This window comes from Streptomyces sp. CA-106110, from assembly GCF_050936285.1.
In the GTDB taxonomy this organism is placed as follows: domain Bacteria; phylum Actinomycetota; class Actinomycetes; order Streptomycetales; family Streptomycetaceae; genus Streptomyces.
The window spans coordinates 9,438,410-9,464,910 of record NZ_JBNJNB010000001.1 but is presented as its reverse complement, the minus strand read 5'-3'; the positions used below and the strand labels follow the sequence as shown (position 1 = coordinate 9,464,910).

The following is a 26,501-nucleotide window of genomic DNA, read 5'->3' as shown; positions in this document are numbered from 1 at the left end:
TCTCCTGGACTGGTACGACCCCGGGGCGCGCGCTACAGCGCGAGCAGCTCCTTGGTCGTGATGGTGAGTAGCTCGGGTCCGCCGTCCGCCTCGGGGCGTACGACGAGCGTGTCATCGATCCGAACACCGCCCCGTCCCGGGAGGTGTACCCCCGGTTCGATGGTGACCGGCACGCAAGCGTCCAGTTTACCCATGACTGTGGGAGCCAACTGCGGGTCCTCGTCGATTTCGAGCCCCACCCCGTGTCCCGTCAGCGGCGGAAGGCACCCGCCGTACCCCGCGGAATCCAGTACCTGACGCGCCGCGCGGTCCACCTCGCGGTTGGCGGCGCCGGGTGTCAGGGCCTGTCGTCCGGCGCGCTGGGCAGCGAAGACCAGGTCGTACAGCTCGATCTGCCAGTCGGCGGGCGAGGTGCCGATCACGAACGTGCGGCCGATCTCGCAGCGGTAGCCGCGATAGGCGGCCCCGAGGCAGACGGAGAGGAAGTCGCCCTCCTCCACCCTCCGGTCGGTGGGTCGGTGACAGCGGCGGCCGGAGTTGGGCCCGGTCGCGACCGAGGTGGCGAAGGCGGGTCCGTCGGCCCCGTGGTCGACGAGCCGCCGCTCCAGTTCGAGGGCGAGATGGCGCTCGGTGCGCCCGACGAGGATCGATTCCAGCAGCTCGCTCAGGGCCTGGTCGACGATCTCGGCGCCGATCCGCAGCAGGGCGATCTCCTCCTCGTCCTTGACGACCCGCAGCTGCTCGACGGCACTGCCGAGATCGCTGAGCCGCAGCCGGGGGGCGACGGATCTGAGGGCCCGGTGCCGGGCCACGGTGAGGTGGTGCTCTTCGAGCGCCAGGGACTCGGCACCCTGCGAGGCGGCCAGATCGGCCGCGGCGACGGCGGTGTCACCGGCGGGCACCGGCAGCGCGTGCACCCGTAGCGCCTCGTCGGGCCGTCCGTCGGCGATCTGGTCGTCCGGCGGTCCGGCGCACACCAGCACGTCGTGGCCGATGCCCAGCAGCAGTACGGCGCTCCTGGGCGCGGCGCCCGCGAGATAACGAACGTTGGCGGGGCGGGAGACCAGCGCCGTCGCGCTGCCGCCCGCACTGCAGCGCTCCCTCAGCCGCTCCCGGCGGGCCGCGTACACCTCTGACATGACCCGAGCCTACGAGCGTCAGCCGAATGTCGCCGTTCCAGAGGTCCGGACGGGCGGCTCTCACCCGTGGAGGCCGCATCGCGGGCCCGGCGGTCGGCCGTCCGGAGGATGCCTGTCCAGTGGGATCTCACCCGCGTGGGGTCCGACGGACCCGTCTCCGGGAGGGGCCCGTCAGGGCCTCACCACTGCGGTGGGCTCGCGATCGAGCGGGCCAGTACCTCGTCCAGGACCCGGGCCGTGCCCGGGACGTCGAGCTGAGAGTTGTCGATGATCGGCAGTCCGGAGCCGTACCACCCGGCCATACGGCCGTGGATGCGCGCGACTTCCTCGTCGGTGAGCCGGCGGTTGCCGGTGCGCTCGGCATTGCGCTCCAGGACCACCTCCAGGCCGGGCAGCAGCACGACCGGCAGCAGGCCCGGGCCCACATGCCGCTTCCAGCCGCCGAGGCCGACGACCGGGCGGTCCGGGAAGACGGCGTCGTCGAGGATGCAGGAGATCCCGTTCGCCAGGAAGTTGCGGGCGGCGAAGCCGCAGGTACGACGGGCGAGACGATACTGCGCCTCCGAGTGGTCGTTCCAGCCCGACTGCGGGTCGGCGAAGCCCGAGCGCACCCATTCGCGTACGTCGTCGAGGCTGATGTGGGCCGTGGGGGTCCTGCGATGGTCGGCCCAGTACTTGGCGACGCTCGTCTTGCCCGCACCGGCCGGGCCTATGAGCAGTACGGCGAGCGTGGTGGCCGCGAGGTCGGGTGCGCCCGGGGCCGGAGGTGCGCTCGGCATGCCGACCGGGCCGCCGGGTGGTAGTTGCACATGGCCCGTGGTGTCCGGCGCGGGCGGAAGAGGCGGCTGGGCCGGCGGGACGTGGGCGTGCGGGGCACCGGCGGGCGCGGGCGGTACCGCGAAACCCGGCGCGGGCGGGGCCTGCGGTACGGGGCCCGGCTGGGCGCCGGGCTGTCCCGGATGGTGTGCGGCCGGTGCCCAAGTGGTCGCCGGACCGTGCCCCGGCTCGTGGGGCGGCGGCAGCGGAGCTCCCACTGCGTCCTGCATCCGGTGCAACTCCGTCTCGTGTTTCGGTTCGCCTCCGGCGGGCGATCGGCGCTGGCAGCGGGGCCTGCCGCCCCGCTGCCTACCGAACGGTACCGTCCCCGGCCGCCGTTGTGTGAACGGCCAGGAGCGGCCCGAAGTGCCCGTCGCCGCAGGCGGATCGGGGCAGCCGGGCAGAGCGGAACGCGTCGCCCGCCGCGCAGACCCGGCGGACGCGCGGCGACCGCAAGGCAGGCCCGCAGGCGCCCGGGAAGGGGCTACTCCCCCACTTCTCCGTACGCGGCGAGCAGGACCGCCGGGTCCGGGCCCTCGAGCACGGTGGGCTTGGCCAGACCGTCCAGGACGATGAAGCGGAGCAGGTCGCCGCGGGACTTCTTGTCGACCTTCATCGTCTCCAGCAGCTTGGGCCACTGGTCGTAGCGGTAGTGCAGCGGCAGCCCGACCGACTCCAGGACCGTACGGTGCCGGTCGGCGGTCGCGTCGTCCAACCGGCCCGCCAGACGCCCGAGTTCGGCGGCGAAGTGCATACCGACGGCGACCGCGGCGCCGTGGCGCCACTTGTACCGCTCGTTCTTCTCGATCGCGTGGCCGAGCGTGTGCCCGTAGTTGAGGATCTCGCGCAGGCCCGACTCCCTCAGGTCCGAGGAGACGACCTCGGCCTTGACCTTGATGGAGCGTTCGATCAGCTCGGCCGTGTGCGGTCCGGCCGGGGTGCGGGCGGCCTGCGGGTCCTCCTCGATCAGATCCAGGATCACCGGGTCGGCGATGAAACCGGCCTTGATGACCTCGGCGAGCCCGGAGACGTAGTCGTTGACCGGCAGGGAGTCCAGCGCGGCGAGGTCGCACAGCACGCCCGCGGGCGGATGGAAGGCGCCCACCAGGTTCTTGCCCTCGGCGGTGTTGATGCCGGTCTTGCCGCCGACCGCGGCGTCCACCATCGCCAGCACGGTGGTCGGGACGGCGATCCAGCGCACCCCGCGCAGCCAGGTCGCGGCCACGAACCCGGCCAGGTCGGTGGTCGCGCCGCCGCCCACGGCGACGATGACGTCGGTGCGGGTGAAGCCGGACTGGCCGAGCGCCTTCCAGCAGTAGGCGGCGACCTCGGCCGTCTTGGCCTCCTCGGCGTTCGGCACCTGGATGGCGATCGCCTCGAGGCCCTGCTCGGCGAGGTCGGCACGCAGGACCTCGCCCGTCTCGGTCAGCGCCTCCGGGTGGATCACCGCGACCCGCCTGCTCCGGTCACCGATCAGACCGGGCAGCTCGCCGAGGAGTTGACGGCCGACCAGGACCTCATAGGGGTCGGTCCCCGCCGTGCCACCGACCTGGATCCGCGTCACTGCCTCGCTCATGCTTCCTTCAACTCCAGTGCGTCCAGGGCGGCTTGGGTGACCTCTTCGGGGCTGCGGCCATCGGTGGCGACGACGGCCGTCGCGACCTCCTCGTAGAGGTGGCGGCGGGCCTCCATCAGTTCGCGCCACTGCCGGCGCGGGTTGACGGCGAGCAGCGGGCGGGCCGTGTTGAGACCGGTGCGCCGGACCGCCTCCTCGACGTCCATGGACAGATAGACGACCCGGTGCCCGCTCAGCAGGGCCTGTGTCTCCTCGTCCAGGATCGCGCCCCCGCCGAGGGCGAGAACCCCCTCGTGCCCGGCCAGCGCGTCACGCACCGCCTGCTTCTCCAGGGCGCGGAAGACCGGCTCGCCCTCGTCCACGAAGATGTCGGAGATGGACCGGCCCTGCTCGGCGACGATGTCGTCGTCCGTGTCCCGGTAGCCGACGCCGAGCCGCTCCGCCAGCAGCTGCCCGACCGTGGACTTGCCCACCCCCATCGGGCCCACCAGGACCACCACCGGCGCGCTCACCGGATCGCCAGGCTCTCGAGGTAGGAGCGGACGTTGCGGCGCGTCTCGGCCACGTTGTCACCGGCGAACTTCTCCGCCACCGCGTCCGCGAGGACCAGGGCCACCATCGCCTCCGCGACGATGCCGGCCGCCGGGACCGCGCACACGTCGGACCGCTGGTGGTGCGCCTGCGTCGGCTCGCCCGTGGCCACGTCCACGGTCTGCAGCGCCCGGGGCACGGTGGCGATGGGCTTCATGGCGGCGCGTACGCGCAGCAGCTCACCGGTGGACAGCCCGCCCTCGGTGCCGCCGGAGCGGCCGGTCGCCCGCTTGATGCCGTCGGGCGTGGTGACGATCTCGTCGTGTGCCTTCGAGCCCGGCACGCGCGCCAGCTCGAAGCCGTCGCCGACCTCGACGCCCTTGATCGCCTGGATGCCCATCAGCGCGGCCGCGAGCCGCGCGTCGAGCCGGCGGTCCCAGTGGACATGCGAACCGAGGCCCACCGGCACGCCGTAGGCGAGGACCTCGACCACACCGCCGAGGGTGTCGCCGTCCTTGTGCGCCTGGTCGATCTCCGCGACCATCGCCTTCGACGCGTCAGCGTCCAGGCACCGCACCGGGTCGGCATCCAGCCGCTCCACGTCCGCCGGGGTCGGGTACACGCCGTACGGCGCCCTCGCCGACGCGAGCTCGACCACATGGGACACGATCTCGATCCCGGCCGTCTCCTTCAGGTACGACCGCGCCACCGCGCCCAGCGCCACGCGCGCCGCGGTCTCCCGGGCCGACGCCCGCTCCAGGATCGGCCGAGCCTCGTCGAAGCCGTACTTCTGCATACCGGCCAGGTCGGCGTGCCCGGGCCGCGGCCGGGTCAGCGGGGCGTTGCGCGCCAGCCCCTCGAGCACCTCCGGATCGACCGGGTCGGCGGCCATCACCTGCTCCCACTTGGGCCACTCGGTGTTGCCGACCATGACCGCGACCGGGGAGCCCAGTGTGAGTCCGTGGCGGACCCCGCCCAGGAAGGTGACCTCGTCCCGCTCGAACTTCATCCGGGCACCGCGCCCATAGCCCAGCCGACGCCGCGCCAGGTGATCCGCCACCATGTCCGTGGTGATCGGCACGCCGGCGGGAAGGCCCTCCAGCGTCGCGACAAGTGCGGGACCGTGGGACTCCCCCGCGGTCAGCCAGCGCAACCTGCTCAACGGTGCTCCTCAGTGCTCGCGCTCTGGTACTGCCCTGCGTACACGCGTCCTCGCGTACGGCGACGGCGACACCGGGTGCGCGGTCCCGGCCCGCCACCTCCGATCCTCCCACGTCCGGGGGCGGGAACCGGTCCCAGGTCCATCAGGCGGACGGGAGCGGACCGGGCGGGAGGGCCGGTGCCGGTCACGTCCGGCGGGCCTCCAGGGCGTGCTCGCCCGCCGTGCGCATGGCGTCCACGGGGGCCGGGGCGTGGCCCGTCATCTGCTCGACCTGCAGCACGGCCTGGTGCACCAGCAGGTCGAGACCGCTGATCACGGCACCGCCGTACATGGACCAGCGGGCGGCGAGAGCCGTGGGCCAGGGGTCGTAGAGCACGTCGAAGAGGGCGGCTGGGCGTTCGGGAACGGCGGCGGCCAGCGCGTCCGTCGTCCCGGCCGGCGTGGTGGCGACGACCAGCGGCGCGCGCAGCGCCCGGTCGGCCAGTGACCAGTCCGCGGTACGGACGTCGACCTCGAGCCGCTCGCCCCACCTGCGCATCTCGGCGGCCCGCGCCTCGCTGCGCACATAGGCGACGACCTCGCCGGTGCAGATCCTGGCGAGCGCGGCCAGCGCGGAGGAGGCGGTGGCGCCCGCACCCAGGATCGCGGCGGAGCCGACCTGCTCGATGCCCCGCTCGCGCAGCGCGGCGACCATCCCGGGGATGTCGGTGTTGTCGCCGAGGCGCCGCCCGTCCTTGTCGAACACGACGGTGTTCACGGCCTCCACCAAGGCGGCGGTGTCGCTGACGGAGTCGAGCAGCGGGATGACGGCCCGCTTCAACGGCATGGTCAGCGACAGCCCGGCCCATTCGGGTCCGAGCGCCTCCACGAACCGGGGCAGCGCCTCCTCGTCGACCTCGAAGCGGTCGTACGACCAGCTCTCAAGGCCCAGTTCCCGGTATGCGGCGCGGTGCAGCACCGGGGAGAGGGAGTGGGCGATCGGAGAGCCGAGGACGGCGGCCCGGCGCTTGCCGACGGTGCCCGTCATTGACCCTTCTTCTGCTGTTCGAGGTACTTCTCGCGGTTGCGGTTCTGCTCTGCGTTGGTCTCGGCGAACAGTGTCTCGTTCTCGTTGATCGAGACGAAGTAGTACCAGTTCCCCTTGGCCGGCTTGAGGGCAGCCTTGATCGCCACTTCGCCGGGGTTGTCGATCGGTCCGGGCGGCAGGCCCTTGAACTTGTACGTGTTGTACGGGTTGTTGATCTGCCGCAGATCGTTGACCGACCCGGTGGCGAGTTTGGACTGACCGCGGAAGTAGTTCACCGTCGAGTCGAAGTCGAGCAGGCCGTAGGTCTCGGTGTTGTCCGGTTTGAGCCGGTTGTAGACGACCGTCGCGACCTTCTCGAAGTCGCGCTTGTACTTGCCCTCCGCCTGGACGAGGCTCGCGACTGTCAGGACCTGCAGCGGATTGTCCAGGTTGAGACTCTTGGCCTTGGCCTGGATGCCGAACTCGGCGTACTTCTGCTTCGACCTGTCGACCATCTGCTTGAGGACGTCCTCGGGCTTCATGCCCTTGGCGACCGGATAGCTCGACGGGTACAGGAACCCTTCGAGCGGGTCCTTGATGTCCTTGTTGGTGTTCGCCCAGTCGGGCAGTCCGAGGGTCTTCCACTTCTTCGCGGCGATGTCCTTGGTGGTGCCCGCCTTCAGCTTCAGACGCTCGTCGATCGCCGCGTAGATCTCCGCGTTGCGCCGCCCCTCGGCGATGATCAGGTTGTTCTTGCTCTTCGGGCTGAGCATCAACTGGACGGCGGCGGCCGCGGACATGTGCTGGTTCAGCGTGTAGGTGCCCGCCTGGAGGGTCTTGCCCTCGGGGTTCTGCCCCTGCGCCGCCACGAACGCGTCGACGCTCTTGACCACACCGGCCTTTTTCAGCACCTGTCCGATGATGGCCCCGGTGGCACCGTCGGGAATGGTGACCGTGACCTGCTCGCCGTCGCCTTCGCCGGCGTAGTCGGGAGCCGGGCCGAAACGATTTTGGTAGAACTGGTACCCGAAGTAACCGACCACGCCGACACCGCCGCCGAGGACCAGCACGACCACCAGGCAGGCACATCCGCTGCGACGCTTCTTGCCCTTGTTGTCCTGGTCGCCCCGGCCCCGCCGGCCGCGGCGGTCACCCGGCTCGTCGTCGTCATCGTCGTCGTCCCCGCCCGTGAAGAAGGCGTGTTCGCCCTGGTCGGGGCCCGGGTCCCAGTCGGTCTCCGGTTCCGGCTCGGCACGTCGCCGACTCGGCGGCTCTGGGGGCGGATACGCGCCCGGCGTCGGGTAGAAGTCGGGCTGCTGAGCGCCGGACCGGGTGCCGTACGGGTCCGCCGGGTCCGAGTGCTGGGGAACCTGGCTCTGTCCGTTCCAGCCGGAGTTGTCGTACCCCTGCTGCTGCCCCCCGTACTGCGGCCCGCCGCCCTGCGGCTGCCCCTGCTGCGGGTACTGCTGCCCGCCCTGCTGCGGGTACTGCTGCTGCGGGTACTGCTGCTGCGGGTACTGCTGCCCGCCCTGCTGCGGGTACTGCGGCTGTCCCTGCTGCGGGTACTGCTGCTGCCCGTGGCCCGGGTACTGCTGGTAGCCCTGGTGTCCCTGGCCGTAGCCCGGCTGCTGGGCGCCGCCCCACTCGCCGTAGTGCTGCTGCGGCTGCTCCGGGTACTGCTGCGACCGGTCGCCGTACGGGGACTGGTCCGCGCCGGACTGCTGTCCTTGCCATCCGCCGTCCCCGTACAACGGGTCCTCGGGATGCCACGGTGCGGAGCCCGGGCCCCGGCCATACTCAGTCATCGATCCCCTCGAGCCGAAAGCGGCGGTCGCAGGAGCTGGTGGCTCGGCTTCCGTTCCGCCTCATTGCTGTGCGGTAGCTGTTCGAATGCCATCGCACCGCGCGGAACGTTACCGTATCGCGATCAGATGACCAGTTCGACGCCCTCGCCCGGTGCTTTACCTGACACTCGTTCGGATTCCAGCGCTTGCTGGAGGATGATGACGGCGGCGGCCTGGTCGATCACGGACCGGCCCTTCCTGGACTTCACTCCCGAGGCGCGCAGCCCCTGACCGGCCGTCACCGTGGTCATCCGTTCGTCCACGAGCCTCACCGGCACGGGCGCGATCAAACGCGCCAACTCCTGCGCGAAGCCGCGGACCTTCACCGCGGCCGGACCCTCACCCCCCTTGAGGGAGCGGGGGAGGCCGACGACGACCTCGATCGGCTCGTACTCCTCGACGAGCTGCTTCAGCCGCCGTTGAGCCGCCGGGACGTCCCGGCCCGCGACCGTCTCCACCGGAGTGGCCAGGATCCCGTCGGGGTCGCACGAGGCGACCCCGATACGGGCGTCACCGACATCGATCGCGAGCCGGCGTCCTCTTCTCATATTTCTTGACCGATTTCTTACTTGGCGGTCTCGACGACCAGCCGTTCGACGGCCTCGACGGCCTCGCCGACGGCGGCCGGGTTCTGGCCGCCGCCCTGGGCCACGTCCGGCTTGCCGCCACCGCCGCCGCCGAGCGTCTTGGCAGCGGTGCGGACCAGGTCACCGGCCTTGAGACCGCGCTCGCGGGCGGCCTCGTTGGTGGCGATGACCGTAAGCGGCTTGCCGTTGTTCACGGTGAACAGGGCGACCACGGCAGGCCGTCCGCCCTGGATGCGACCGCGCACGTCGAGCACCAGCTTGCGCAGGTCGTCCGGGGTGGTGCCGTCCGGGACCTGGCCGGTGACGACGGCGATCCCGTGCACGTCCTTGGCGGACTCGGCGAGACCGGCGGCGGCCTGGAGCACCTTCTCGGCGCGGAACTTCTCGATCTCCTTCTCGGCGTCCTTCAGCTTGCCGAGCATCCCGGAGACCTTCTCCGGCAGGTCCTCCGGACGGCCCTTGAGGAGCTCGGTCAGCTGGTTGACGACCGTGTGCTCGCGGGCGAGGAAGTTGTAGGCGTCGACGCCGACCAGCGCCTCGATACGGCGGACACCGGAGCCGATCGAGGATTCGCCGAGCAGCTTCACCAGGCCCAGCTGGGCGGTGTTGTGCACGTGCGTGCCGCCGCACAGCTCCTTGGAGAAGTCGCCGATGGTCACGACGCGGACGCGCTCGCCGTACTTCTCGCCGAACTCGGCGATGGCGCCCTGCTTCTTGGCGTCGTCGATGCCCATGATCTCGGCCTGGACGTCCAGGTCGCGGGCGAGCACCTCGTTGATCTTCTGCTCGACGTCGGTCATCACGGCCGTCGGAACGGCGGAGGGGGAGCCGAAGTCGAAGCGGAAGCGACCGGGCTGGTTCTCGGAACCGGCCTGGGCGGCCGTCGGGCCGAGGGCGTCGCGCAGGGCCTGGTGCGTCAGGTGCGTGGCCGAGTGGGCGCGGGCGATGGCCTTGCGGCGACGGGTGTCGATCGAGGCCTGGGCCTTGGCGCCGACGATGACCTCACCGACCTGGACGACGCCCTTGTGGACGTACACGCCCGGCACCGGCTTCTGGGTGTCGCGGACCTCGATGACGGCGCCGGAGTCGATCTTGATGCGGCCGGTGTCGCCGATCTGGCCGCCGCCCTCGGCGTAGAACGGGGTGCGGTCGAGGACGATCTCGACCTCGTCGCCCTCGGTGGCGGCGGGGGACGAGACACCGTCGACCAGGATGCCGACGACCGTGGACTCGCCCTCGGTGTCCGTGTAGCCGATGAAGTCGGTCTCGCCGGAGGTGTCGGCGATCTCACGGTAGGCGCCGAGGTCGGCGTGGCCGGTCTTCTTGGACTGGGCGTCGGCCTTGGCGCGCTCCCTTTGCTCCTTCATCAGGCGGCGGAAGCCGTCCTCGTCCACGGACAGGCCCTGCTCGGCGGCCATCTCGAGGGTGAGGTCGATCGGGAAGCCCCAGGTGTCGTGGAGCAGGAAGGCCTTGTCGCCGGACAGGACGGTGCCACCGGCGGACTTGGTCTCGGTCACGGCGGTGTCGAGGATGTTGGTGCCAGCCTTCAGCGTCTTGAGGAAGGCGTTCTCCTCGGCGAGGGCGACCTTCTCGATACGCTCCCGCTCGCTGACGAGCTCCGGGTACTGCTGACCCATCATCCCGATCACGGTGTCGATGAGGTCCTTCACCACGGGGCCCGTGGCGCCGAGCAGACGCATGTTGCGGATGGCGCGGCGCATGATGCGGCGCAGCACATAGCCGCGGCCCTCGTTGCCCGGGGTGACACCGTCGCCGATGAGCATGGTGGCGGTGCGCATATGGTCGGTGACCACGCGCAGCGACACGTCCGAGGCGTGCGAGTCGCCGTAGGCGACACCGGTGAGCTCGGTGGCCTTCTTGATCACGGCCATGGACGTGTCGATCTCGTACATGTTCTGCACGCCCTGCAGAATCATGGCGAGCCGCTCCAGGCCGAGGCCCGTGTCGATGTTCTTGCTCGGCAGGTCGCCGAGGATCTCGAAGTTGTCCTTGCCGGTGCCCTCGCCGCGCTCGAACTGCATGAAGACGAGGTTCCAGATCTCCACGTACCGCTCGTCGTTGACGGCGGGGCCGCCCTCGGCGCCGAACTCGGGGCCGCGGTCGTAGTTGATCTCGGAGCAGGGGCCGCAGGGACCGGGGACGCCCATGGACCAGAAGTTGTCCTTCATGCCCAGGCGCTGGATGCGCTCCTTGGGCACGCCGACGACCTCGTGCCAGATCTGCTCGGCCTCGTCGTCGTCCTTGTAGACCGTGATCCACAGACGCTCGGGGTCCAGGCCGTAACCGCCCTTGTCCTGGGGCGCGGTGAGCAGCTCCCAGGCGAGCTTGATGGCGCCTTCCTTGAAGTAGTCGCCGAAGGAGAAGTTGCCGCACATCTGGAAGAACGTGCCGTGGCGCGTGGTCTTGCCGACCTCTTCGATGTCGGGCGTGCGCACGCACTTCTGCACGCTGGTGGCGCGCGGGAACGGCGGCTTGACCTCGCCCAGGAAGTAGGGCTTGAAGGGCACCATGCCGGCCGGGACGAGAAGCAGAGTCGGGTCGTCCGCGATGAGCGACGCCGAAGGGACGACGGTGTGCCCGCGCTCCTCGAAGAAGCTCAACCAGCGGCGGCGGATTTCAGCCGACTCCATCAGTGGTCCTCATTCCGGTTGTACGAGTGCGCCGAGCTCTCGACGTACTTCGGGTTGTCGCGGTTCTCGATGGCGGGGTGCCGCCGGGGCGCCGGGAGTTCGGGGTCGCCGGATGCGGTCAGGCCCAGCGCGTCACCGAGTTCGGCCTCCCGCTGGGCCATGCCGGCCCGGACGTCGGACGCGAAGTCGAGCGCGCGGTCCTTGAGCCGGTGCCCCGCGTCCAGCGCCTTGTTGGCGGCCTGCGCGGCCAGGCTCTCGGGGGTCAGCTGCCTCAGCTTGCGGTTGACCTTGGTGGTGGCCCACACACCGGCGGCGACGCCCGTGGTGAACCAGAAGGTACGGCGGAACATCGCTCGGTCAGTCTCTCTTTTCCCGGGTGTTCCGCTTACCCCGTCGCGCGGACGGGACGGTGCGGCCCACGATCACGGTACGCCGGGGCGCCTTGGCGGGCACATTCTCACCACGGCCGGCCAGCGCCCTGCGCACGCCGTAGCCGAACGCCGCGACCTTGACCAGGGGGCCGCCGAAGGTGGACGCGACGGTCGTGGACAGCGCCGACGCGTTCGACGTGACCTCCTGGACGTCCGACGCGATGGCGTCGACCCGGGCGATCTGGGTCTGCGCGGAGCGCACCGCCTCGGAGGCGTCGGCCAGCAGCGGGACGGCCTGGTCGGTCACATCCGCCACCAGCTTGGTGGTCGCCCTGAGCGTCTGGGCCAGCCTCGCCAGCGCGACGGCGAGGAAGGAGACCAGGATCGCCCAGAAGACGGCCACGAGGATCCCGGCAACCTCTCCACCGGACACCGCGCGCACCCGCTCCCTAGAACGTGCCTGAACATCGAAAAGTCGTCCCCCGAGCCTATCGCGCCGGGACGGCCGGTCCGTACCGGATTTGGGACCGGGTACGGAAGACGCGGCAGCCCGCCGCCCCGCTCGCCCGGAAGGGCGGGGGACGACGGGCTGCGCGTGGGGAGTGCTACGTCCGCGGACGGATGATCAGCGGGCGTAGTACTCGACGACGAGCTGCTCGTCGCAGATCACCGGGATCTCCTTGCGGTTCGGCTCGCGGTCCAGGCGGAACGCCAGGGCCTTGAGGTTCACCTGGAGGTAGCGCGGGGTCTCACCGTCGGGGGCGAAGCCACCCTCGCGGGCGATCTCGAACAGCGGCTTCTGACGGCTGCGCTCGCGGACCATCACGACGTCGTCGGGACGGACGCGGAACGACGGCTTGTCCACCTTCTGGCCGTTGACCTCGAGGTGGCCGTGGACGACCATCTGGCGGGCCTGGTAGATCGTGCGGGCGATGCCCGAACGCAGGACCAGCGCGTCGAGACGACGCTCCAGCTCGATGATCAGGGCCTCACCGGTCTTGCCCTGCACCTTGGAGGCACGCTCGTAGGCACGGACCAGCTGACGCTCGGAGATGTCGTACTGAGCGCGCAGACGCTGCTTCTCCAGCAGACGGACCTTGTAGTCCGAGTTCTGCTTGCGGCCGCGGCCGTGCTCGCCCGGCGGGTAGGGGCGGGCCTCGAAGTACTTGACGGCCTTCGGGGTCAGCGCGATGCCGAGGGCACGCGACTTCTTGACCTTGGGGCGGGACTGGTTCGCCATGAACCAAACACCTCGTGTTTCTCTGTGTATTCGGCTTCACCAGGGTTAGGGGAGGTCGCATCCGCAGCCGGGGAATCCCCGCGGGTCACATGGACCTGCCGGGCAGCCGCTCCCCTGGTCTGGGCACATACGTGCAGCACGCGAGTGGCCCACCGACCCGTACCCCGGGGCTGCCGGGGAGGTGGTGGGCTGCCCGCGACACCGTTCGACGGTGCGCGACGCTCCTGGATCCCCGCGCGGTGAGGCGTGGGGTTCCGGCTGGATGTCCCGCTCTGGTGGTGCCGACTCCCCTTTTGTGAGGTACCGGACACGGGACGCAGCGCTTCGAGAAAGTCTACAGGCTGCTTACGGCTGCTTGCGACGCAGGTGCTTGCGGGTCCACTCCACGGCGTCCGCGTACCGCGCCTCCCCGCCGTGCCGGGTCGGCGTGTAGTACTCGCGGTCCTTGAGTGCGTCGGGGGCGTACTGCTGGGCGGCGATGCCCTCCGGCAGGTCGTGCGGATACACGTACCCCTGCGCGTGGCCGAGCTTGGCGGCGCCCTTGTAGTGCCCGTCGCGCAGGTGCGGGGGCACGGGGCCGGCCAGTCCCTTGCGGACGTCCTCCATGGCGGCGCCGATCGCCGTGGTCGCCGCGTTGGACTTGGGGGCCAGGGCGAGGGCGATGGTGGCGTGGCTGAGGGTGAGCGCGGCCTCCGGGAAGCCGATCATCGCGACGGCCTGGGCGGCGGCGACGGCTATCGGCAACGCGTTGGGGTCAGCGAGGCCGATGTCCTCACTGGCGGAGATCATCAGGCGGCGGGCGATGAAGCGGGGGTCCTCCCCTGCCTCGATCATGCGGGCCAGATAGTGCAGCGCGGCGTCGACGTCCGAGCCGCGGATGGACTTGATCAGGGCGCTCGCCACGTCGTAGTGCTGGTCGCCGTCGCGGTCGTACTTCACCGCGGCGCGGTCGACGGTCTCCTCCAGGGTCGTCAGACCGATCTCCGACTCGCTCTTGTCGAGCGCGGCCCCGGCGGCGGCCTCCAGGGCCGTCAGGGCACGGCGCGCGTCGCCCCCGGCGATCCGCAGCAGATGGGCCTCGGTGTCCTCGGGCAGCGTGACGGCGCCCGCGAGGCCGCGCTCGTCGGTCAGGGCCCGGCGGAGCAGGCCGCGTACGTCGTCGTCCGTGAGCGGTTCGAGCGTGAGCAGCAGGGAGCGGGACAGCAGCGGGGAGATCACCGAGAAGTACGGGTTCTCGGTGGTCGCCGCGATCAGGGTCACCCAGCGGTTCTCTACGGCCGGGAGCAGGGAGTCCTGCTGGGCCTTGCTGAAGCGGTGGATCTCGTCCAGGAAGAGGACGGTCTCCTTGCCGAAGCCGCCGGTGGCGCGGCGGGCGCCGTCGATGACCGCGCGGACCTCCTTGACGCCCGCGGTGATCGCCGACAGTTCGACGAAGCGCTTGTTGGTGGCCTTGGAGACGACGTACGCAAGGGTCGTCTTGCCAGTGCCGGGCGGGCCCCAGAGGATCACCGAGGAGGGTCCGGCGGGCCCGCCGTTGCCCTCGCCGACCAGTCTGCGCAGCGGGGATCCCGGCTTGAGCAGGTGCTGCTGGCCCACCACCTCGTCGAGGGTGCGCGGGCGCATACGGACCGCCAGGGGGCTGCCGGTCGGGTCCTTCTCCTGGCGTTCTTCGGCGGCGGCGGTGAACAGGTCGGGCTCCACGGTGAAACCCTATGTCACACCACTGACAACGCCGCCGGGCCAGATGCCCGGCGGCGTGCGGCGATGATGGAGAGGCTCAGGCCCAGAGCTGGCTGCCCCACCGGGTCAGGATCAGCATGGCGATGATGCCGGCGTGGGTGAGCGGGAGCACCCAGGTGAACTCGGCGAGGAAGTTCTTCACCGGGCGCGGGGCGGGCAGCAGGTCGTTGCGCACGTTGAACGAGGTCACGTACCAGAACATGGTGATCGTGGCGACCCAGGCCAGCGAGCACCACAGGCAGAGCGCGTTGATGCGGTACAGCGACTGGAACTGCAGCCAGGTGCAGAAGGCGACACCGAAGAGCGTGCCGAAGTTGAAGGTGAGCCAGTACCAGCGCGGGAAGCTCACGCGGGTCAGCAGGGTCATGCCGACGCAGATCACGATGCCGTAGCAGACGAGGCCGAGCATCGGGTTGGGGAAGCCGAAGGCGGCGGCCTGCTTGCTCTCCATGACGCTGCCGCAGGACACGATGGGGTTGATGCTGCAGCTGGGGGTGAACGTCTTGCCGCTCACCTTGCCCTCAAGGATCTTGAACTTGTCGATCGTGATGACCCACGCGGCGAGCAGGCCGGCCGCACCTGTGATCACCAGCAGCAGGGCGAACGCACGGCTGCCACCCACCGTCCGGGGTGCCTGCGTGCGCTCCGGCTCGGTCGACTCGGTGGAGACGTCCTTCACTGTCGTCTTGCTCATCACGTCGATTCCGATACTCGAGAGTTGGACCGGGGGTCACGGGTCATTGTGCCGCACGCGTCTGTGTGACCACCGTTCGATGGACATAAGGAGATACGCGAGATCGGACCGGAGCGTTCGGTTTCAGCCGGTGCCCGTGGGCTGCGACACATGCGGTCACGGCCGCCGGAATCCCTCCCGGCGTCCCCCGCGCCACCGGCGATTTCGCCTGTCCCGGCCCCGATCTTCCGGGCGGCACCGTTGTAGTGGAGATCCTCCGGGTCGGGTGATCCGCGACTGGGTCCGAGGCTGGTACCCGGCCTGGATCTTCACCCGGCAGGCTCGCACGCCTCTGAGAACGAGCATCGTCCGGCCGGACTACCCGGCGCGCACGGAGTTGACGTTCAGCGTGAGGCGCGCCCTCCGTCTCGCTCGGAACGAAGGGCCCGGGTAGCTACCCGGGCCCCAGGCACCGGATCAGCCGAGCTTCGACTCCAGCTCCGCCACGATCTCGTTCACGCCGACCGCGACCTGCTCCCCGGACTCCATGTCCTTCAGCTGGACCACACCCTCCGCGAGGTCCCGCTCGCCCGCCACGATCGTGTAGCGAGCGCCGCTGCGGTTCGCGTTCTTCATCGCGCCCTTGAGGCCCTTGGCCCCGTATGAGAAGTCGGCCGCGATGCCGAGCTTGCGCAGTTCCATGACCTTGGTGAACAGGACCCGGCGGGCCTCCTCGCCCAGCGGGACCGCGAACACACTGGTGGACGCGGGCAGTTCGAGTTCGACGCCCTCCGCCTCGAGGGCCAGCACCGTGCGGTCGACGCCCAGCGCCCAGCCCACGGACGGCAGCGCGGGACCGCCGATCATCTCCGACAGGCCGTCGTAGCGGCCGCCGCCGCCCACCGCGGACTGCGAGCCCAGGCCGTCGTGGACGAACTCGAACGTCGTGCGCGTGTAGTAGTCCAGACCGCGCACCAGCTTCGGGTCGTCCTCGAAGGAGACGCCCGCCGACGTGAGGAGCTCGCGCACCTCCTCGTGGTACGCCTTGCAGGCGTCGCACAGGTAGTCGCGCAGCAGCGGGGCGCCCGTCAGCTGCTTCTGCACGGACTCCCGCTTGTCGTCGAGCACCCGCAGCGGATTGATGTCGATGCGGTGCCGTGTGTCCTCGTCCAGGTCGAGGCCGCGCAGGAAGTCCTGGAGCGCGCTGCGGTAGACCGGGCGGCACTCCTTGTCGCCGAGGCTGTTCAGCAGGATGCGGAAGTTCCGCAGGCCGAGCGAGCGGTAGGCCTGGTCGGCCAGGATGATCAGCTCGGCGTCGAGGTACGGGTCCTCGGCGCCGATCGCCTCCGCGCCGACCTGCGAGAAGTGACGGTAGCGGCCCTTCTGGGGGCGCTCGTAACGGTAGTAGGAGCCCGAGTACCAGAGCTTGACCGGCAGGTTGCCGGCCTTGTGCAGGTTGGCCTCCAGCGCCGCCCGCAGCACCGAGGCGGTGCCCTCGGGGCGCAGGGCCAGCCTGTCGCCGCCCTTGGTCTCGAAGGCGTACATCTCCTTGGTGACGATGTCGGTGGACTCACCGACACCGCGGGCGAAGAGTTCGACGTTCTCGAAGCCGGGCGTCTCGATGTAGCCGTAGCCGGAGTTCCGCAGCGGGGCGGCGATCGCCTCGCGCACGGCGAGGTACCTGGCGGACTCGGGCGGAATCAGGTCGTACGTGCCCTTGGGGGCCTTGAAGGTGCTCACGGAAGGTCTCTCGTCACATTCCTCGTCGGGGAGCGGGCTGGGCTCCCTGGCCGGCGGCCACCTGCCGCAGATACGGGTTGGTGGCGCGCTCCTGGCCGATGGTCGTCTGGGGGCCGTGGCCGGACAGCACCACGGTCGAGTCGTCGAGCGGCAGGCACACACGGGCCAGCGAGTCGAGCATCTCGGCCATGTCACCGCCGGGCAGGTCGGTGCGTCCGATGGAGCCGGCGAACAGCAGGTCGCCCGAGAAGAAGACCGGCGGGATGTCCGCCGCCTCGGGCAGGCCGAAGGTCACCGACCCCTTGGTATGACCGGGCGCATGCGCGACGGACAGCTCCAGACCGGCCAGCTCGAGCCTCGCACCGTCGGTCAGCTCCTTGACATCGTCGGGCTCCCCCACGGTGAGCTCACCCATGAGCGGCATCCCGATGGACCGCCCGAGCGCCTTCTCCGGATCGCTCATCATGTACCGGTCCCGGGGGTGGATCCACGCCGGTACGTCGTGCGCGCCGCACACGGGGACGACCGAGGCCACATGGTCGATGTGGCCATGGGTGAGGACGACAGCGACGGGCTTGAGCCGATGCTTCCTGAGCGCCTCCTCGACTCCCTGGGCGGCCTGGTGGCCCGGGTCGATGATCACGCACTCCTCACCCGCGGCGGGGGCGACCAGATAGCAGTTGGTCCCCCAGGCCCCGGCGGGGAACCCGGCAATCAGCACGATCGTCCTTCGTTGTGTAGTACGGGGGTGACTGGCTGTGGGTCAGAGCCTACCGGCGCTGCCGATTCCTCAGCGAACCCATATACGGTACGGGGCACGCGCATGCAGTCGGCACACAAGACGCACGCGCACCGGACGCGTACCAGACGCATGAGGAGAGAACCCCGTGGTCAGCCAGGAACAGCGGCGGCGACAGCTCGCCCGGGAGAAATTCTTGCGGCAGCAGCAGCGGCGTACCGACGCACGGCGCAAGTCACGCATGCGCACGTCCGTCATCGCGTCAGTGGTGGGCGTGGTCGTGGTGGCCGGCCTGGCCCTGTACACGACCGGGGCGCTGAAGAGCGACGAAAAGAAGGCCAACGCCGGCGCGGAGGTGACGCCGAGCGCCTCCGCGGCGGCCAGCAAGGCGCCGGACCCGTGTGCCAAGCCCGCCGAGGGCCAGGTCAAGTCGCTGAGCTGGAAGAAGGAGCCGGCGATGACCATCGACACCTCGGCGAAGTACACGATGAAGCTCGCGACCACGTGCGGTGACATCGGTATCGCGTTGAAGACTGCCGCGGCCCCGCACACCGTCAACTCGTTCAACTTCCTTGCGGGCCAGGGCTTCTTCGACCACACCAAGTGCCACCGGCTCACCACCAACGGCATCTACGTGCTGCAGTGCGGCGACCCGCAGGGCACCGGTGCGGGCGGTCCCGGCTACACGATCCCCGACGAGAACCTGAAGGACGCGAGCCTGAAGGGGAACGTGTATCCGGCGGGCACGATCGCCATGGCGAACACCGGCCAGAAGCACACCGGTGGCAGCCAGTTCTTCCTGGTGTACCAGGACAGTCAGTTGCCGCCCACCTACACTCCGTTCGGCACCATCGACGCGGCCGGCATGAACGTACTCAAGAAAATCGCCGCCGCCGGCGAGAGCACGGGTGCGGGTGACGGTGCACCGAACGCGACGGTCGTGATCAACAAGGCCACAGTGGCGAAATCCTGACCGTCAACTGCGAAATTTCGGTCGCGCGGGATGCGGACAGCCGCCCCGCCGGTCGCCTATGTTGGCCGTGACGAAACTGTGGACGATGCCCGGGGGCGCTGAGGCTCCTCGCAGGCATCATGTGGAGGAGGCGCTGTGAGCAGCGACCCGTGGGGCCGCGTCGACGAGACGGGGACCGTGTACGTGCGTACGGCCGACGGCGAGCAGGTCGTCGGTTCCTGGCAGGCCGGCTCCCCTGAGGAAGCGCTGGCCTATTTTGAGCGCAAGTACGAGGGCCTGGTGGTCGAGATCGGCCTCCTCGAGAAGCGAGTACAGACGACCGACCTGTCGGCGAAGGACGCCGAGACCGCGATCGGCCACCTGCGCGAGCAGGTGGAGGCGCACCACGCGGTCGGCGACCTCGCCGCGCTGCGGACGCGACTGGACAAGCTCGTGGAGTCCGTCGAGGCGCGCCGCGAGGAGCGCAAGGCGCAGCGGGCCAAGCAGTCCGACGAGGCGCGGCATGCCAAGGAGTCGCTGGTCGTCGAGGCCGAGGAGCTGGCCCAGTCCGACCAGTGGCGGTCGGCCGGCGAGCGGCTGAGGTCACTGGTGGACACCTGGAAGGGGCTGCCGCGGCTCGACCGGAAATCGGACGACGAGCTGTGGCACCGCTTCTCGCATGCCAGGTCGGCCTTCTCCAAGCGTCGCAAGGCGCACTTCGCGCAACTGGACGCACAGCGCGAGGACGCCCGCAAGACGAAGGAGAAGCTGGTCGCCGAGGCCGAGGGGCTGTCCGCCTCGACCGACTGGGGTCCCACGGCCGCGCGCTATCGCGAGTTGATGGCCGAGTGGAAGGCCGCGGGCCGGGCCCAGCGTGAGCACGAGGACGACCTGTGGAACCGCTTCCGCGGCGCACAGGACGTCTTCTTCGCGGCACGCAGCTCGGTCTTCGCCGAGCGGGACGCCGAGCAGTCGGAGAACCTCAAGCTGAAGGAGGAGCTGGCTGAGGACGCCGAGAAGCTCCTGCCGATCACGGACCTGAAGGCCGCCCGGGCCGCCTTCCGCTCGATCAACGAGCGCTGGGAGGCCATCGGCCATGTGCCGCGCGACGCCCGTCCCAGGGTCGAGGGCCGGATGCACGCGGTCGACCGCGCCATCCAGGAGGCCGAGGAGAACGAGTGGCGCCGGACCAACCCGGAGGCGCGGGCCCGCGCCGAGGGTCTCACCGGTCAGCTGCAGGCGGCCGTGGACAAGCTGCAGGGCCAGATCGAGCAGGCTCGTACCGCGGGCAACACCTCGAAGGCCGAGAAGCTGCAGAAGGAGCTTGAGGGGCGCCAGGCCCTTCTGGACCAGGCGCTGAAGGGCCTGCAGGAGTTCGGCGGCTGAGGACCGGGCGGACCGGGCCCGGGCTGCGCCGCCCGGGCTCCACGTCTTCCTGTGCGGACGCGCATGAGAAAGGGGCTCCCGTACGTGGTGTACGGGAGCCCCTTTCGTGTGCCTACGGGCTAGGAGGGCCTGCGGGCCGAGGTCACGCGGTACACGTCGTAGACGCCCTCCACGCCCCGTACCGCCTTCAGGACGTGGCCCAGATGCTTCGGGTCGCCCATCTCGAAGGTGAAGCGGGAGGTGGCCACGCGATCGCGGGACGTCTGGACCGCGGCCGAGAGGATGTTGACGTGCTGGTCGGACAGGACCCGGGTGACGTCCGAGAGCAGTCGTGAGCGGTCCAGCGCCTCGACCTGGATCGCGACGAGGAAGACCGACGACTGCGTCGGGGCCCACTCGACATCGAGGATGCGCTCCGGCTCCCGGGACAGGGACTCGACGTTGACGCAGTCGCTGCGGTGAACGGACACACCGCTGCCGCGGGTGACGAAGCCGATGATCGGGTCGCCGGGGACGGGCGTACAGCAGCGGGCCAGCTTGACCCAGACGTCGTCGACGCCCCTGACGACGACACCGGGGTCCTGGTTCCGGCGCCGCTTGCGGGCACGGCCCCGGGCCGGCGGAACAGCCTCGTCGATCTCCTCGGTGGCGGCTTCCTCGCCGCCGAGCGCCTGCACCAGCTTCTGCACGACGTTCTGCGCGGCGACATGGCCCTCGCCGATGGCCGCGTAGAGGGACGAGATGTCCGGGTAGCGCATCTCGTGGGCCAGGGTGACGAGGGAGTCGCCCGTCAGGATGCGCTGGATCGGCAGGTTCTGCTTGCGCATCGCCCGTGCGATCGCGTCCTTGCCCTGCTCGATCGCCTCCTCGCGGCGCTCCTTGGAGAACCAGGCACGGATCTTGTTGCGGGCGCGCGGCGACTTGACGAAGCCGAGCCAGTCGCGGGACGGCCCCGCCCCGGTCGCCTTGGAGGTGAACACCTCCACCAAGTCCCCGTTGTCCAGGGTGGATTCGAGCGGGACGAGCCGGCCGTTGACCCTGGCCCCTATGGTCCGGTGGCCGACCTCCGTGTGGACCGCGTACGCGAAGTCCACCGGGGTGGCACCGGCCGGAAGCGCTATGACGTCGCCCTTCGGAGTGAAGACGAAGACCTCGTTGCGGGACAGGTCGAAGCGCAGGGACTCGAGGAACTCGCTCGGGTCCTCGGTCTCCTTCTGCCAGTCGAGCAACTGGCGCAGCCACGCCATGTCGTTGACGGCGTCGTGGTCCTTGGCGTTCTTGGCGCTCGAACGAGGCGCGTCGGTACGGATCTTGGAGGCGCCCGCGACGGCCTCCTGCTTGTACTTCCAGTGCGCGGCGATGCCGTACTCGGCGCGGCGGTGCATGTCGAAGGTGCGGATCTGGAGTTCGACGGGCTTGCCGTTGGGTCCGATCACCGTCGTGTGCAGCGACTGGTACATGTTGAACTTGGGCATCGCGATGTAGTCCTTGAACCGCCCCGGAACCGGGTTCCAGCGGGCGTGGACCGTGCCCAGTGCCGCATAGCAGTCGCGGACCGTGTCCACGAGGACGCGGATGCCGACCAGGTCGTAGATCTCCGCGAAGTCACGGCCGCGGACGATCATCTTCTGGTAGACGCTGTAGTAGTGCTTCGGGCGCCCCGTGACCGTCGCCTTGATCCGGGCGGCACGCAGGTCGGACTGCACCTCGTCGGTCACTATGGCCAGGTACTCGTCGCGCTTGGGGGCACGCTCGGCGACCAGCCGGACGATCTCGTCGTACATCTTGGGGTAGAGGATCGCGAAGGCGAGGTCCTCCAGCTCCCACTTGATGGTGTTCATGCCCAGCCGGTGGGCGAGCGGCGCGTAGATCTCCAGGGTCTCGCGCGCCTTCTTCTCCTGCTTCTCGCGCTTGAGGTAGCGCATGGTGCGCATGTTGTGCAGGCGGTCGGCGAGCTTGATGACCAGGACGCGCGGGTCCTTGGCCATGGCGACGACCATCTTGCGCACGGTCTCGGCCTGCGCGGCCTCGCCGAACTTGACCTTGTCCAGCTTGGTGACGCCGTCGACGAGGAGGGCCACGGTGTCGCCGAAGTCGCGGCGCAGCTGGTCCAGGCCGTACTCGGTGTCCTCGACCGTGTCGTGCAGCAGGCCCGCCATCAGGGTGGCCGGGTCCATGCCCAGCTCGGCGAGGATGGTGGTCACCGCCAGCGGATGCGTGATGTACGGGTCGCCGCTCTTGCGCTTCTGGCCGCGGTGCCAGCGTTCGGCGACCTGGTAGGCACGCTCGACCTGGCGGAGCGTCGCGTTCTCGATCTTCGGGTCGTTGCTGCGCACTATCCGCAGCAGGGGCTCGAGGACCGGGTTGTACGGGTTGGCGCGCTGCACCCCGAGGCGGGCCAAGCGGGCGCGTACGCGGTTGGAGGAGCCGGAGCGGGTGGGCGGGGCCGGAGCGGGGCGGACCGCCGCGGAGCGCTCGGCAGGGGCCGGCTTGGGGCGCGGCTGCTCGGCCGCCTGGTCGACGGGCGCCGACTGGGCGTGCTCCACCGGCCCGTGCGGGGCGTTCTTCGCGCTCCGCGCGGGCTGCGCCGCGGCCTTCGAAGGCGGCTCGGGCTTGGCGGCGGTCAGTGGCTGGGCCTCGTCTGCCAAGAGGGCTCCTCTGCGCGTTCCGGGTCCCCCGGTCAGGCTCCGGAGACCCCATGGTAGCGATCCCTGGCGCCGGGCTCGCCTTCAGGCCGTTGAGACGGCTTCACCTTGGGGAAACGCACGAGACGGGCGCCGGATTCCTCCGGGCCCGTCTCGTGCGTACAGCGGCCGTCCTCCACCTGGCGCGGCGGTGTATCCGGCGGCGCTCAGATCTGAAGCAGTGCCTCCAGCGGCGCCCCGGCCAGAGCCGGCTCCAGGCGGGCACGGCCGCCCAGGAAGCCCAGCTCCATCAGCACGGACACTCCGGCGACCCCGGCCCCCGCCCGGCGGATGAGCCGGAGGGAGGCCTCGGCGGTGCCGCCGGTGGCGAGGACGTCGTCCACGACCATCACGCGGTCCGCCGCGGAGAGGTCCTCGGCGTGCACCTCGATCTCGGCGGAGCCGTACTCGAGGTCGTACGCCTGACGCAGCGTGGCTCCGGGAAGCTTGCCCGCCTTGCGCACGGGGACGAAGCCGACGCCCGCGCGGACGGCGGCCGGCGCTCCGAGGATGAACCCGCGGGCCTCCAGACCGACGATCTTCGTCGCGCCGTGCCGCACGGCCAGCTCCGCCAGTGCGTCGGTGAGCGCGGTGAACGCCTTTGGATCCGCGAGCAGCGGGGTGATGTCCTTGAACATCACGCCCGGCTGCGGGTGGTCCGGCACATCCCGTATGCGGCTCAGCAGCAGCGCCGTTATGTCGGTCATCGGCGCTTGCCGGAGGGCCGGCCGCGACCGCGAGTGCGGGACGCGGGCTGGTGGCGCTGGCCCACGAAGGCGGGCGCGGAGTCCTCCGGTTCGCCCTCGTCCGGTTCGACACCGGCCCGGGCCGCGGCGAGCTCGCCCTCGGCGGGGGCCTGGGCGCGCTTGGCCAGGACCCGCTTCCTGAGGGTCTTCATCTGCGGCTCGCGCTCCTTGAGGTCGGCGACGAGCGGCGTGGCGATGAAGATCGACGAGTACGCACCGGCCGCGAGACCGACGAACAGCGACAGCGAGATGTCGTTCAGCGTGCCCGCGCCGAGGAAACCGCCACCGATGAACAGCAGACCGGCCACCGGCAGCAGCGCCACCACGGTGGTGTTGATGGAGCGGACCAGGGTGCCGTTGATCGACATGTTGGCGACGTCGCTGTAGGTCCAGCGGGTCTGCTTGGTGAGGTCCTTCGTCTGCTCCTTGAGGCTGTCGAAGACGACGACCGTGTCGTAGAGCGAGTAACCGAGGATCGTCAGCAGACCGATCACCGTACCCGGCGTCACCTCGAAGCCGACGAGGGCGTAGATACCGGTGGTGATGGTGATGTCGTGGATCAGCGCGACCAGGGCCGCGACGGCCATGCGCCACTCGAAGGCGATCGCGAGGTAGATCACCACGAGCACCATGAAGATCGCCAGACCCTGCCAGGCCTTGCTGGCGATCTGCTCGCCCCAGCTGGGACCGACCAGATCGGCGTTGATCTTCTCGGCGTTGACGTTCAGGTCCTTGGCGAGTGCGTCCCTGATCTGGTCGGCCTTGCCGGTCTCGATACCGGCGATCTGGATGCGCAGACCGCCCGTACCGAGCTTCTGCACGACCGCCTGGTGACCCGAGGAGTCCTGGGCGTAGGTCTCGGCCTGCGCCACGGAGACACTCGTGCTGGGCGTGGTGAAGACGGCACCGCCCTGGAACTCGATGCCCATGTTCAGACCGCGCACCGTCAGGCCGAGGATGGCCGTGATGGTGATCAGGATCGAGATGCCGTACCAGATCTTGCGCTTGCCGACGAAGTCGTAGGAGACCTCGCCTCGGTGGAGCCTGGCGCCGAGGTTGCCGAGCTTGGACATCTCTCACGCCTCCTTCGGGTCGACGGGGGCGGAGGGACGACGGGTGCGCCGCAGCGGCGGCTTGGCGCCCAGGCGCTTGGGGTCGAGACCGGACCAGCTGTGACCGCCCGCGAAGAACTGCCGGCGGGCGAGGATGGTCATCAGCGGCTTGGTGAACAGGAAGACGACCACCACGTCCAGGACCGTCGTGAGACCGAGGGTGAACGCGAAGCCCTGGACCTTGCCGACGGTGACGATGAACAGCACCGCGGCGGCGAGGAACGACACGAAGTCGGAGACCAGAATGGTGCGCCGGGCACGCGGCCAGGCACGCTCGACGGAGGGCCGCAGCGAGCGCCCCTCGCGGATCTCGTCCCGGATGCGTTCGAAGAACACGATGAACGAGTCCGCGGTGATACCGATCGCGACGATGGCACCGCAGACGGCCGGCAGGTTCAGCGCGAAGCCGATGGTCGGGCCGAGCAGCGACATGATGACGTAGGTCAGGACGGCCGAGATCATCAGCGACGCGATCGCGATCAGCGACAGACCCCGGTAGTAGACCACCAGGTAGATCACGACGAGGGCGAGACCGATCGCACCGGCGATCAGACCGGCGTGCAGCTGCTCACCGCCGAGGGCGGCGGTGACGGTGGTGACGCTCTGCTCCTCGAAGGAGAGCGGAAGCGCACCGTACGACAGGACGTTCGCCAGGTCCTTGGCCTCGGTCTGGTCGAAGCTGCCGGTGATCTCGGCGCTGCCGCCGGTCAGCGCCTGGCTGACGTACGGGCTGGAGACGACCTCACCGTCGAGGACGATGCCGAACTCGTTCTGCGGCGCCTGGTTCTGCGCCAGCTTGCCGGTGATGCTCGCGAACTTCTTGGACCCCGCGGACGTGAAGTCCATGGTGACCTTCCAGCCACCGGCGCCCTGGGTGTCGTAGACCGCCTGGGCCTTCTTGACGTCCGTTCCGGCGACCTCGGCCGGGCCGAGGAGGTACTTCTGCCACTGCTTCTGCGAGTTCTGGCCGCAGGCCACCGTGGGGTCGGTGGGCTTGGTGCCCACGCCGGTCTTGGCGCGGACGGCGCTGTCGGCGCAGTTCAGCTGGGCGTACTCGGCCTGGAGCTTGCTGGTCGCGTCGGAGGCGCCGCTGCTCGCCGACGGCGAGGCGCTGGCGGAGGGGCTCGCGCTCGAGGTTGCCGACGGCGAGCCGGACGGCGACGGCGACGAGGTGGCCTTCAGCGCGTCGGTGACCGCGCGGCCCTGAGAGGTGGCGCTTGCCGAGGGGGTCGCGGAGCCGGACGGCGTCGCGGAGCTGGAGGAGCTCGCCTTGCTGCCGGTACCCGGCGAGGCGCTGCTGGACGGGCTCGCCGTGGGGCTGCCCGAGGCGGCCGGGCCGACGACCTCGGTGGCGAGGACGGGGCGGAAGTACAGCTTGGCCGTGGTGCCGACCTGCTCCCGGGCCTGCTTGGAGTTCGTGCCCCGCGGGATGTTGACGATGATGTTGCGATCGCCCTGCGTCTGGACCTCTGCCTCGGACACGCCCAGACCGTTGACACGGCGGTTCATGATGTCGACCGCGGTGTCCATGTTGGTCTTGTTGATCGCGGATTCCTGGCCGCTCTTCGCCTTGAGCGTGATGCTCGTACCGCCGGCGAGGTCGATGCCGAGACGCGGAGTGGTGTGCCCGGAGGCGAACATGCCCCCGGTGAGCGCCACGATGGCGATCAGGATGAGGGCCAGCGAGCGCCCTGGCTTGCTCTGGGCGCTCGCGCTCCGGCCCTTCTTCGGTGCTGCCACCTTCTCGTACTCCCTCTCGTGCCGCCGCGCGCGGGGTCGGCGTGCGGGCGGCCATGACATTGTGTC

At 70.1% G+C, this 26,501-nt stretch carries 22 protein-coding genes; 2 read left to right on the top strand and 20 right to left on the bottom strand.

Going from position 1 to position 26,501, the window contains the following annotated elements:
- Positions 1 to 32: 32 nt before the first annotated feature.
- From ACQEXA_RS43645 to ACQEXA_RS43570, 16 genes are all read right to left on the bottom strand, one after another.
- Positions 33 to 1,139: an aminopeptidase P family protein gene (locus ACQEXA_RS43645; RefSeq protein WP_432925639.1), complete on the bottom strand. Its 1,107-nt coding sequence runs from the start codon at positions 1,137 to 1,139 to the stop codon at positions 33 to 35.
- Between the two features lie 179 nt (positions 1,140 to 1,318).
- Positions 1,319 to 2,185, bottom strand: a complete 867-nt coding sequence (locus ACQEXA_RS43640) for a Pro-rich N-terminal domain-containing protein (protein ID WP_432925641.1) — start codon at positions 2,183 to 2,185, stop codon at positions 1,319 to 1,321.
- A 254-nt stretch (positions 2,186 to 2,439) separates the two neighbouring features.
- On the bottom strand, positions 2,440 to 3,531 hold the full coding sequence (gene aroB / locus ACQEXA_RS43635; RefSeq protein ID WP_432925643.1) for a 3-dehydroquinate synthase: 1,092 nt from the start codon (positions 3,529 to 3,531) through the stop codon (positions 2,440 to 2,442).
- The gene (locus ACQEXA_RS43630) at positions 3,528 to 4,043 is read right to left on the bottom strand and encodes a shikimate kinase (protein WP_432925645.1); all 516 of its coding nucleotides are present in this window, start codon (positions 4,041 to 4,043) and stop codon (positions 3,528 to 3,530) included. The genes aroB and ACQEXA_RS43630 overlap by 4 nt, the downstream gene beginning before the upstream one ends.
- Entirely contained in the window at positions 4,040 to 5,224 is a 1,185-nt protein-coding gene (gene aroC, locus ACQEXA_RS43625) for a chorismate synthase (protein ID WP_432925646.1), read from the bottom strand. The genes ACQEXA_RS43630 and aroC overlap by 4 nt, the downstream gene beginning before the upstream one ends.
- A 184-nt stretch (positions 5,225 to 5,408) precedes the next feature.
- Complete coding sequence (locus ACQEXA_RS43620) at positions 5,409 to 6,251, bottom strand: shikimate dehydrogenase (RefSeq protein WP_432925648.1); 843 nt, start codon at positions 6,249 to 6,251, stop codon at positions 5,409 to 5,411.
- Positions 6,248 to 8,035, bottom strand: a complete 1,788-nt coding sequence (gene mltG / locus ACQEXA_RS43615) for an endolytic transglycosylase MltG (protein WP_432925650.1) — start codon at positions 8,033 to 8,035, stop codon at positions 6,248 to 6,250. Before mltG ends, ACQEXA_RS43620 begins: the two co-directional genes overlap by 4 nt.
- A gap of 122 nt (positions 8,036 to 8,157) precedes the next feature.
- A complete protein-coding gene (ruvX, locus tag ACQEXA_RS43610; RefSeq protein WP_432925652.1) occupies positions 8,158 to 8,622 on the bottom strand; it encodes a Holliday junction resolvase RuvX in 465 nt (154 codons plus the stop codon).
- Positions 8,623 to 8,639: 17 nt separating this feature from the next.
- Complete coding sequence (gene alaS, locus ACQEXA_RS43605; RefSeq protein ID WP_432925654.1) at positions 8,640 to 11,312, bottom strand: alanine--tRNA ligase; 2,673 nt, start codon at positions 11,310 to 11,312, stop codon at positions 8,640 to 8,642.
- On the bottom strand, positions 11,312 to 11,662 hold the full coding sequence (locus ACQEXA_RS43600; RefSeq protein WP_359390042.1) for a DUF6167 family protein: 351 nt from the start codon (positions 11,660 to 11,662) through the stop codon (positions 11,312 to 11,314). Before ACQEXA_RS43600 ends, alaS begins: the two co-directional genes overlap by 1 nt.
- A gap of 7 nt (positions 11,663 to 11,669) precedes the next feature.
- The gene (locus ACQEXA_RS43595; RefSeq protein WP_433132754.1) at positions 11,670 to 12,116 is read right to left on the bottom strand and encodes a DUF948 domain-containing protein; all 447 of its coding nucleotides are present in this window, start codon (positions 12,114 to 12,116) and stop codon (positions 11,670 to 11,672) included.
- Between the two features lie 192 nt (positions 12,117 to 12,308).
- Positions 12,309 to 12,923, bottom strand: coding sequence for a 30S ribosomal protein S4 (rpsD, locus tag ACQEXA_RS43590; protein WP_359390036.1), 615 nt, complete (start codon positions 12,921 to 12,923; stop codon positions 12,309 to 12,311).
- A 345-nt stretch (positions 12,924 to 13,268) separates the two neighbouring features.
- The gene (locus ACQEXA_RS43585) at positions 13,269 to 14,624 is read right to left on the bottom strand and encodes a replication-associated recombination protein A (protein ID WP_432925657.1); all 1,356 of its coding nucleotides are present in this window, start codon (positions 14,622 to 14,624) and stop codon (positions 13,269 to 13,271) included.
- 76 nt (positions 14,625 to 14,700) lie between these two features.
- Positions 14,701 to 15,357 carry a vitamin K epoxide reductase family protein gene (locus tag ACQEXA_RS43580; RefSeq protein WP_432925659.1) on the bottom strand — a complete coding sequence of 219 codons (657 nt, stop codon included), beginning with the start codon at positions 15,355 to 15,357 and terminating at the stop codon, positions 14,701 to 14,703.
- 456 nt (positions 15,358 to 15,813) lie between these two features.
- Positions 15,814 to 17,076, bottom strand: coding sequence for a histidine--tRNA ligase (hisS, locus tag ACQEXA_RS43575; RefSeq protein ID WP_432925661.1), 1,263 nt, complete (start codon positions 17,074 to 17,076; stop codon positions 15,814 to 15,816).
- A gap of 13 nt (positions 17,077 to 17,089) precedes the next feature.
- The gene (locus ACQEXA_RS43570) at positions 17,090 to 17,797 is read right to left on the bottom strand and encodes an MBL fold metallo-hydrolase (RefSeq protein ID WP_360991973.1); all 708 of its coding nucleotides are present in this window, start codon (positions 17,795 to 17,797) and stop codon (positions 17,090 to 17,092) included.
- Positions 17,798 to 17,963: 166 nt separating this feature from the next.
- Here ACQEXA_RS43570 and ACQEXA_RS43565 point away from each other — a divergent pair, with 166 nt between their 5' ends.
- Both ACQEXA_RS43565 and ACQEXA_RS43560 read left to right on the top strand, forming a co-directional pair.
- Positions 17,964 to 18,788: a peptidylprolyl isomerase gene (locus ACQEXA_RS43565; protein WP_432925663.1), complete on the top strand. Its 825-nt coding sequence runs from the start codon at positions 17,964 to 17,966 to the stop codon at positions 18,786 to 18,788.
- A 135-nt stretch (positions 18,789 to 18,923) separates the two neighbouring features.
- The gene (locus ACQEXA_RS43560; RefSeq protein WP_432925665.1) at positions 18,924 to 20,153 is read left to right on the top strand and encodes a DUF349 domain-containing protein; all 1,230 of its coding nucleotides are present in this window, start codon (positions 18,924 to 18,926) and stop codon (positions 20,151 to 20,153) included.
- A 119-nt stretch (positions 20,154 to 20,272) separates the two neighbouring features.
- Here ACQEXA_RS43560 and ACQEXA_RS43555 read toward each other — a convergent pair whose 3' ends face one another.
- From ACQEXA_RS43555 to secD, 4 genes are all read right to left on the bottom strand, one after another.
- On the bottom strand, positions 20,273 to 22,801 hold the full coding sequence (locus ACQEXA_RS43555) for a RelA/SpoT family protein (protein WP_432925666.1): 2,529 nt from the start codon (positions 22,799 to 22,801) through the stop codon (positions 20,273 to 20,275).
- A 203-nt stretch (positions 22,802 to 23,004) separates the two neighbouring features.
- Positions 23,005 to 23,544: an adenine phosphoribosyltransferase gene (locus ACQEXA_RS43550; protein ID WP_432925668.1), complete on the bottom strand. Its 540-nt coding sequence runs from the start codon at positions 23,542 to 23,544 to the stop codon at positions 23,005 to 23,007.
- Positions 23,541 to 24,656 (bottom strand): protein translocase subunit SecF, encoded by a 1,116-nt coding sequence (secF, locus tag ACQEXA_RS43545; protein ID WP_432925670.1) that lies wholly within the window; start codon positions 24,654 to 24,656, stop codon positions 23,541 to 23,543. Before secF ends, ACQEXA_RS43550 begins: the two co-directional genes overlap by 4 nt.
- A 3-nt stretch (positions 24,657 to 24,659) precedes the next feature.
- Entirely contained in the window at positions 24,660 to 26,435 is a 1,776-nt protein-coding gene (secD, locus tag ACQEXA_RS43540; protein ID WP_432925672.1) for a protein translocase subunit SecD, read from the bottom strand.
- Positions 26,436 to 26,501: the final 66 nt, after the last annotated feature.

Excerpts from the sequence above, each read along its gene's own strand:
- ACQEXA_RS43645 (WP_432925639.1), bottom strand. The coding sequence starts at position 1,139 with ATGTCAGAGGTGTACGCGGCCCGCCGGGAGCGGCTGAGGGAGCGCTGC.
- ACQEXA_RS43640 (WP_432925641.1), bottom strand. The coding sequence starts at position 2,185 with ATGCAGGACGCAGTGGGAGCTCCGCTGCCGCCGCCCCACGAGCCGGGG.
- aroB (WP_432925643.1), bottom strand. The coding sequence starts at position 3,531 with ATGAGCGAGGCAGTGACGCGGATCCAGGTCGGTGGCACGGCGGGGACC.
- ACQEXA_RS43620 (WP_432925648.1), bottom strand. The coding sequence starts at position 6,251 with ATGACGGGCACCGTCGGCAAGCGCCGGGCCGCCGTCCTCGGCTCTCCG.
- mltG (WP_432925650.1), bottom strand. The coding sequence starts at position 8,035 with ATGACTGAGTATGGCCGGGGCCCGGGCTCCGCACCGTGGCATCCCGAG.
- ruvX (WP_432925652.1), bottom strand. The coding sequence starts at position 8,622 with ATGAGAAGAGGACGCCGGCTCGCGATCGATGTCGGTGACGCCCGTATC.
- alaS (WP_432925654.1), bottom strand. The coding sequence starts at position 11,312 with ATGGAGTCGGCTGAAATCCGCCGCCGCTGGTTGAGCTTCTTCGAGGAG.
- ACQEXA_RS43600 (WP_359390042.1), bottom strand. The coding sequence starts at position 11,662 with ATGTTCCGCCGTACCTTCTGGTTCACCACGGGCGTCGCCGCCGGTGTG.
- rpsD (WP_359390036.1), bottom strand. The coding sequence starts at position 12,923 with ATGGCGAACCAGTCCCGCCCCAAGGTCAAGAAGTCGCGTGCCCTCGGC.
- ACQEXA_RS43580 (WP_432925659.1), bottom strand. The coding sequence starts at position 15,357 with ATGAGCAAGACGACAGTGAAGGACGTCTCCACCGAGTCGACCGAGCCG.
- ACQEXA_RS43550 (WP_432925668.1), bottom strand. The coding sequence starts at position 23,544 with ATGACCGACATAACGGCGCTGCTGCTGAGCCGCATACGGGATGTGCCG.
- secF (WP_432925670.1), bottom strand. The coding sequence starts at position 24,656 with ATGTCCAAGCTCGGCAACCTCGGCGCCAGGCTCCACCGAGGCGAGGTC.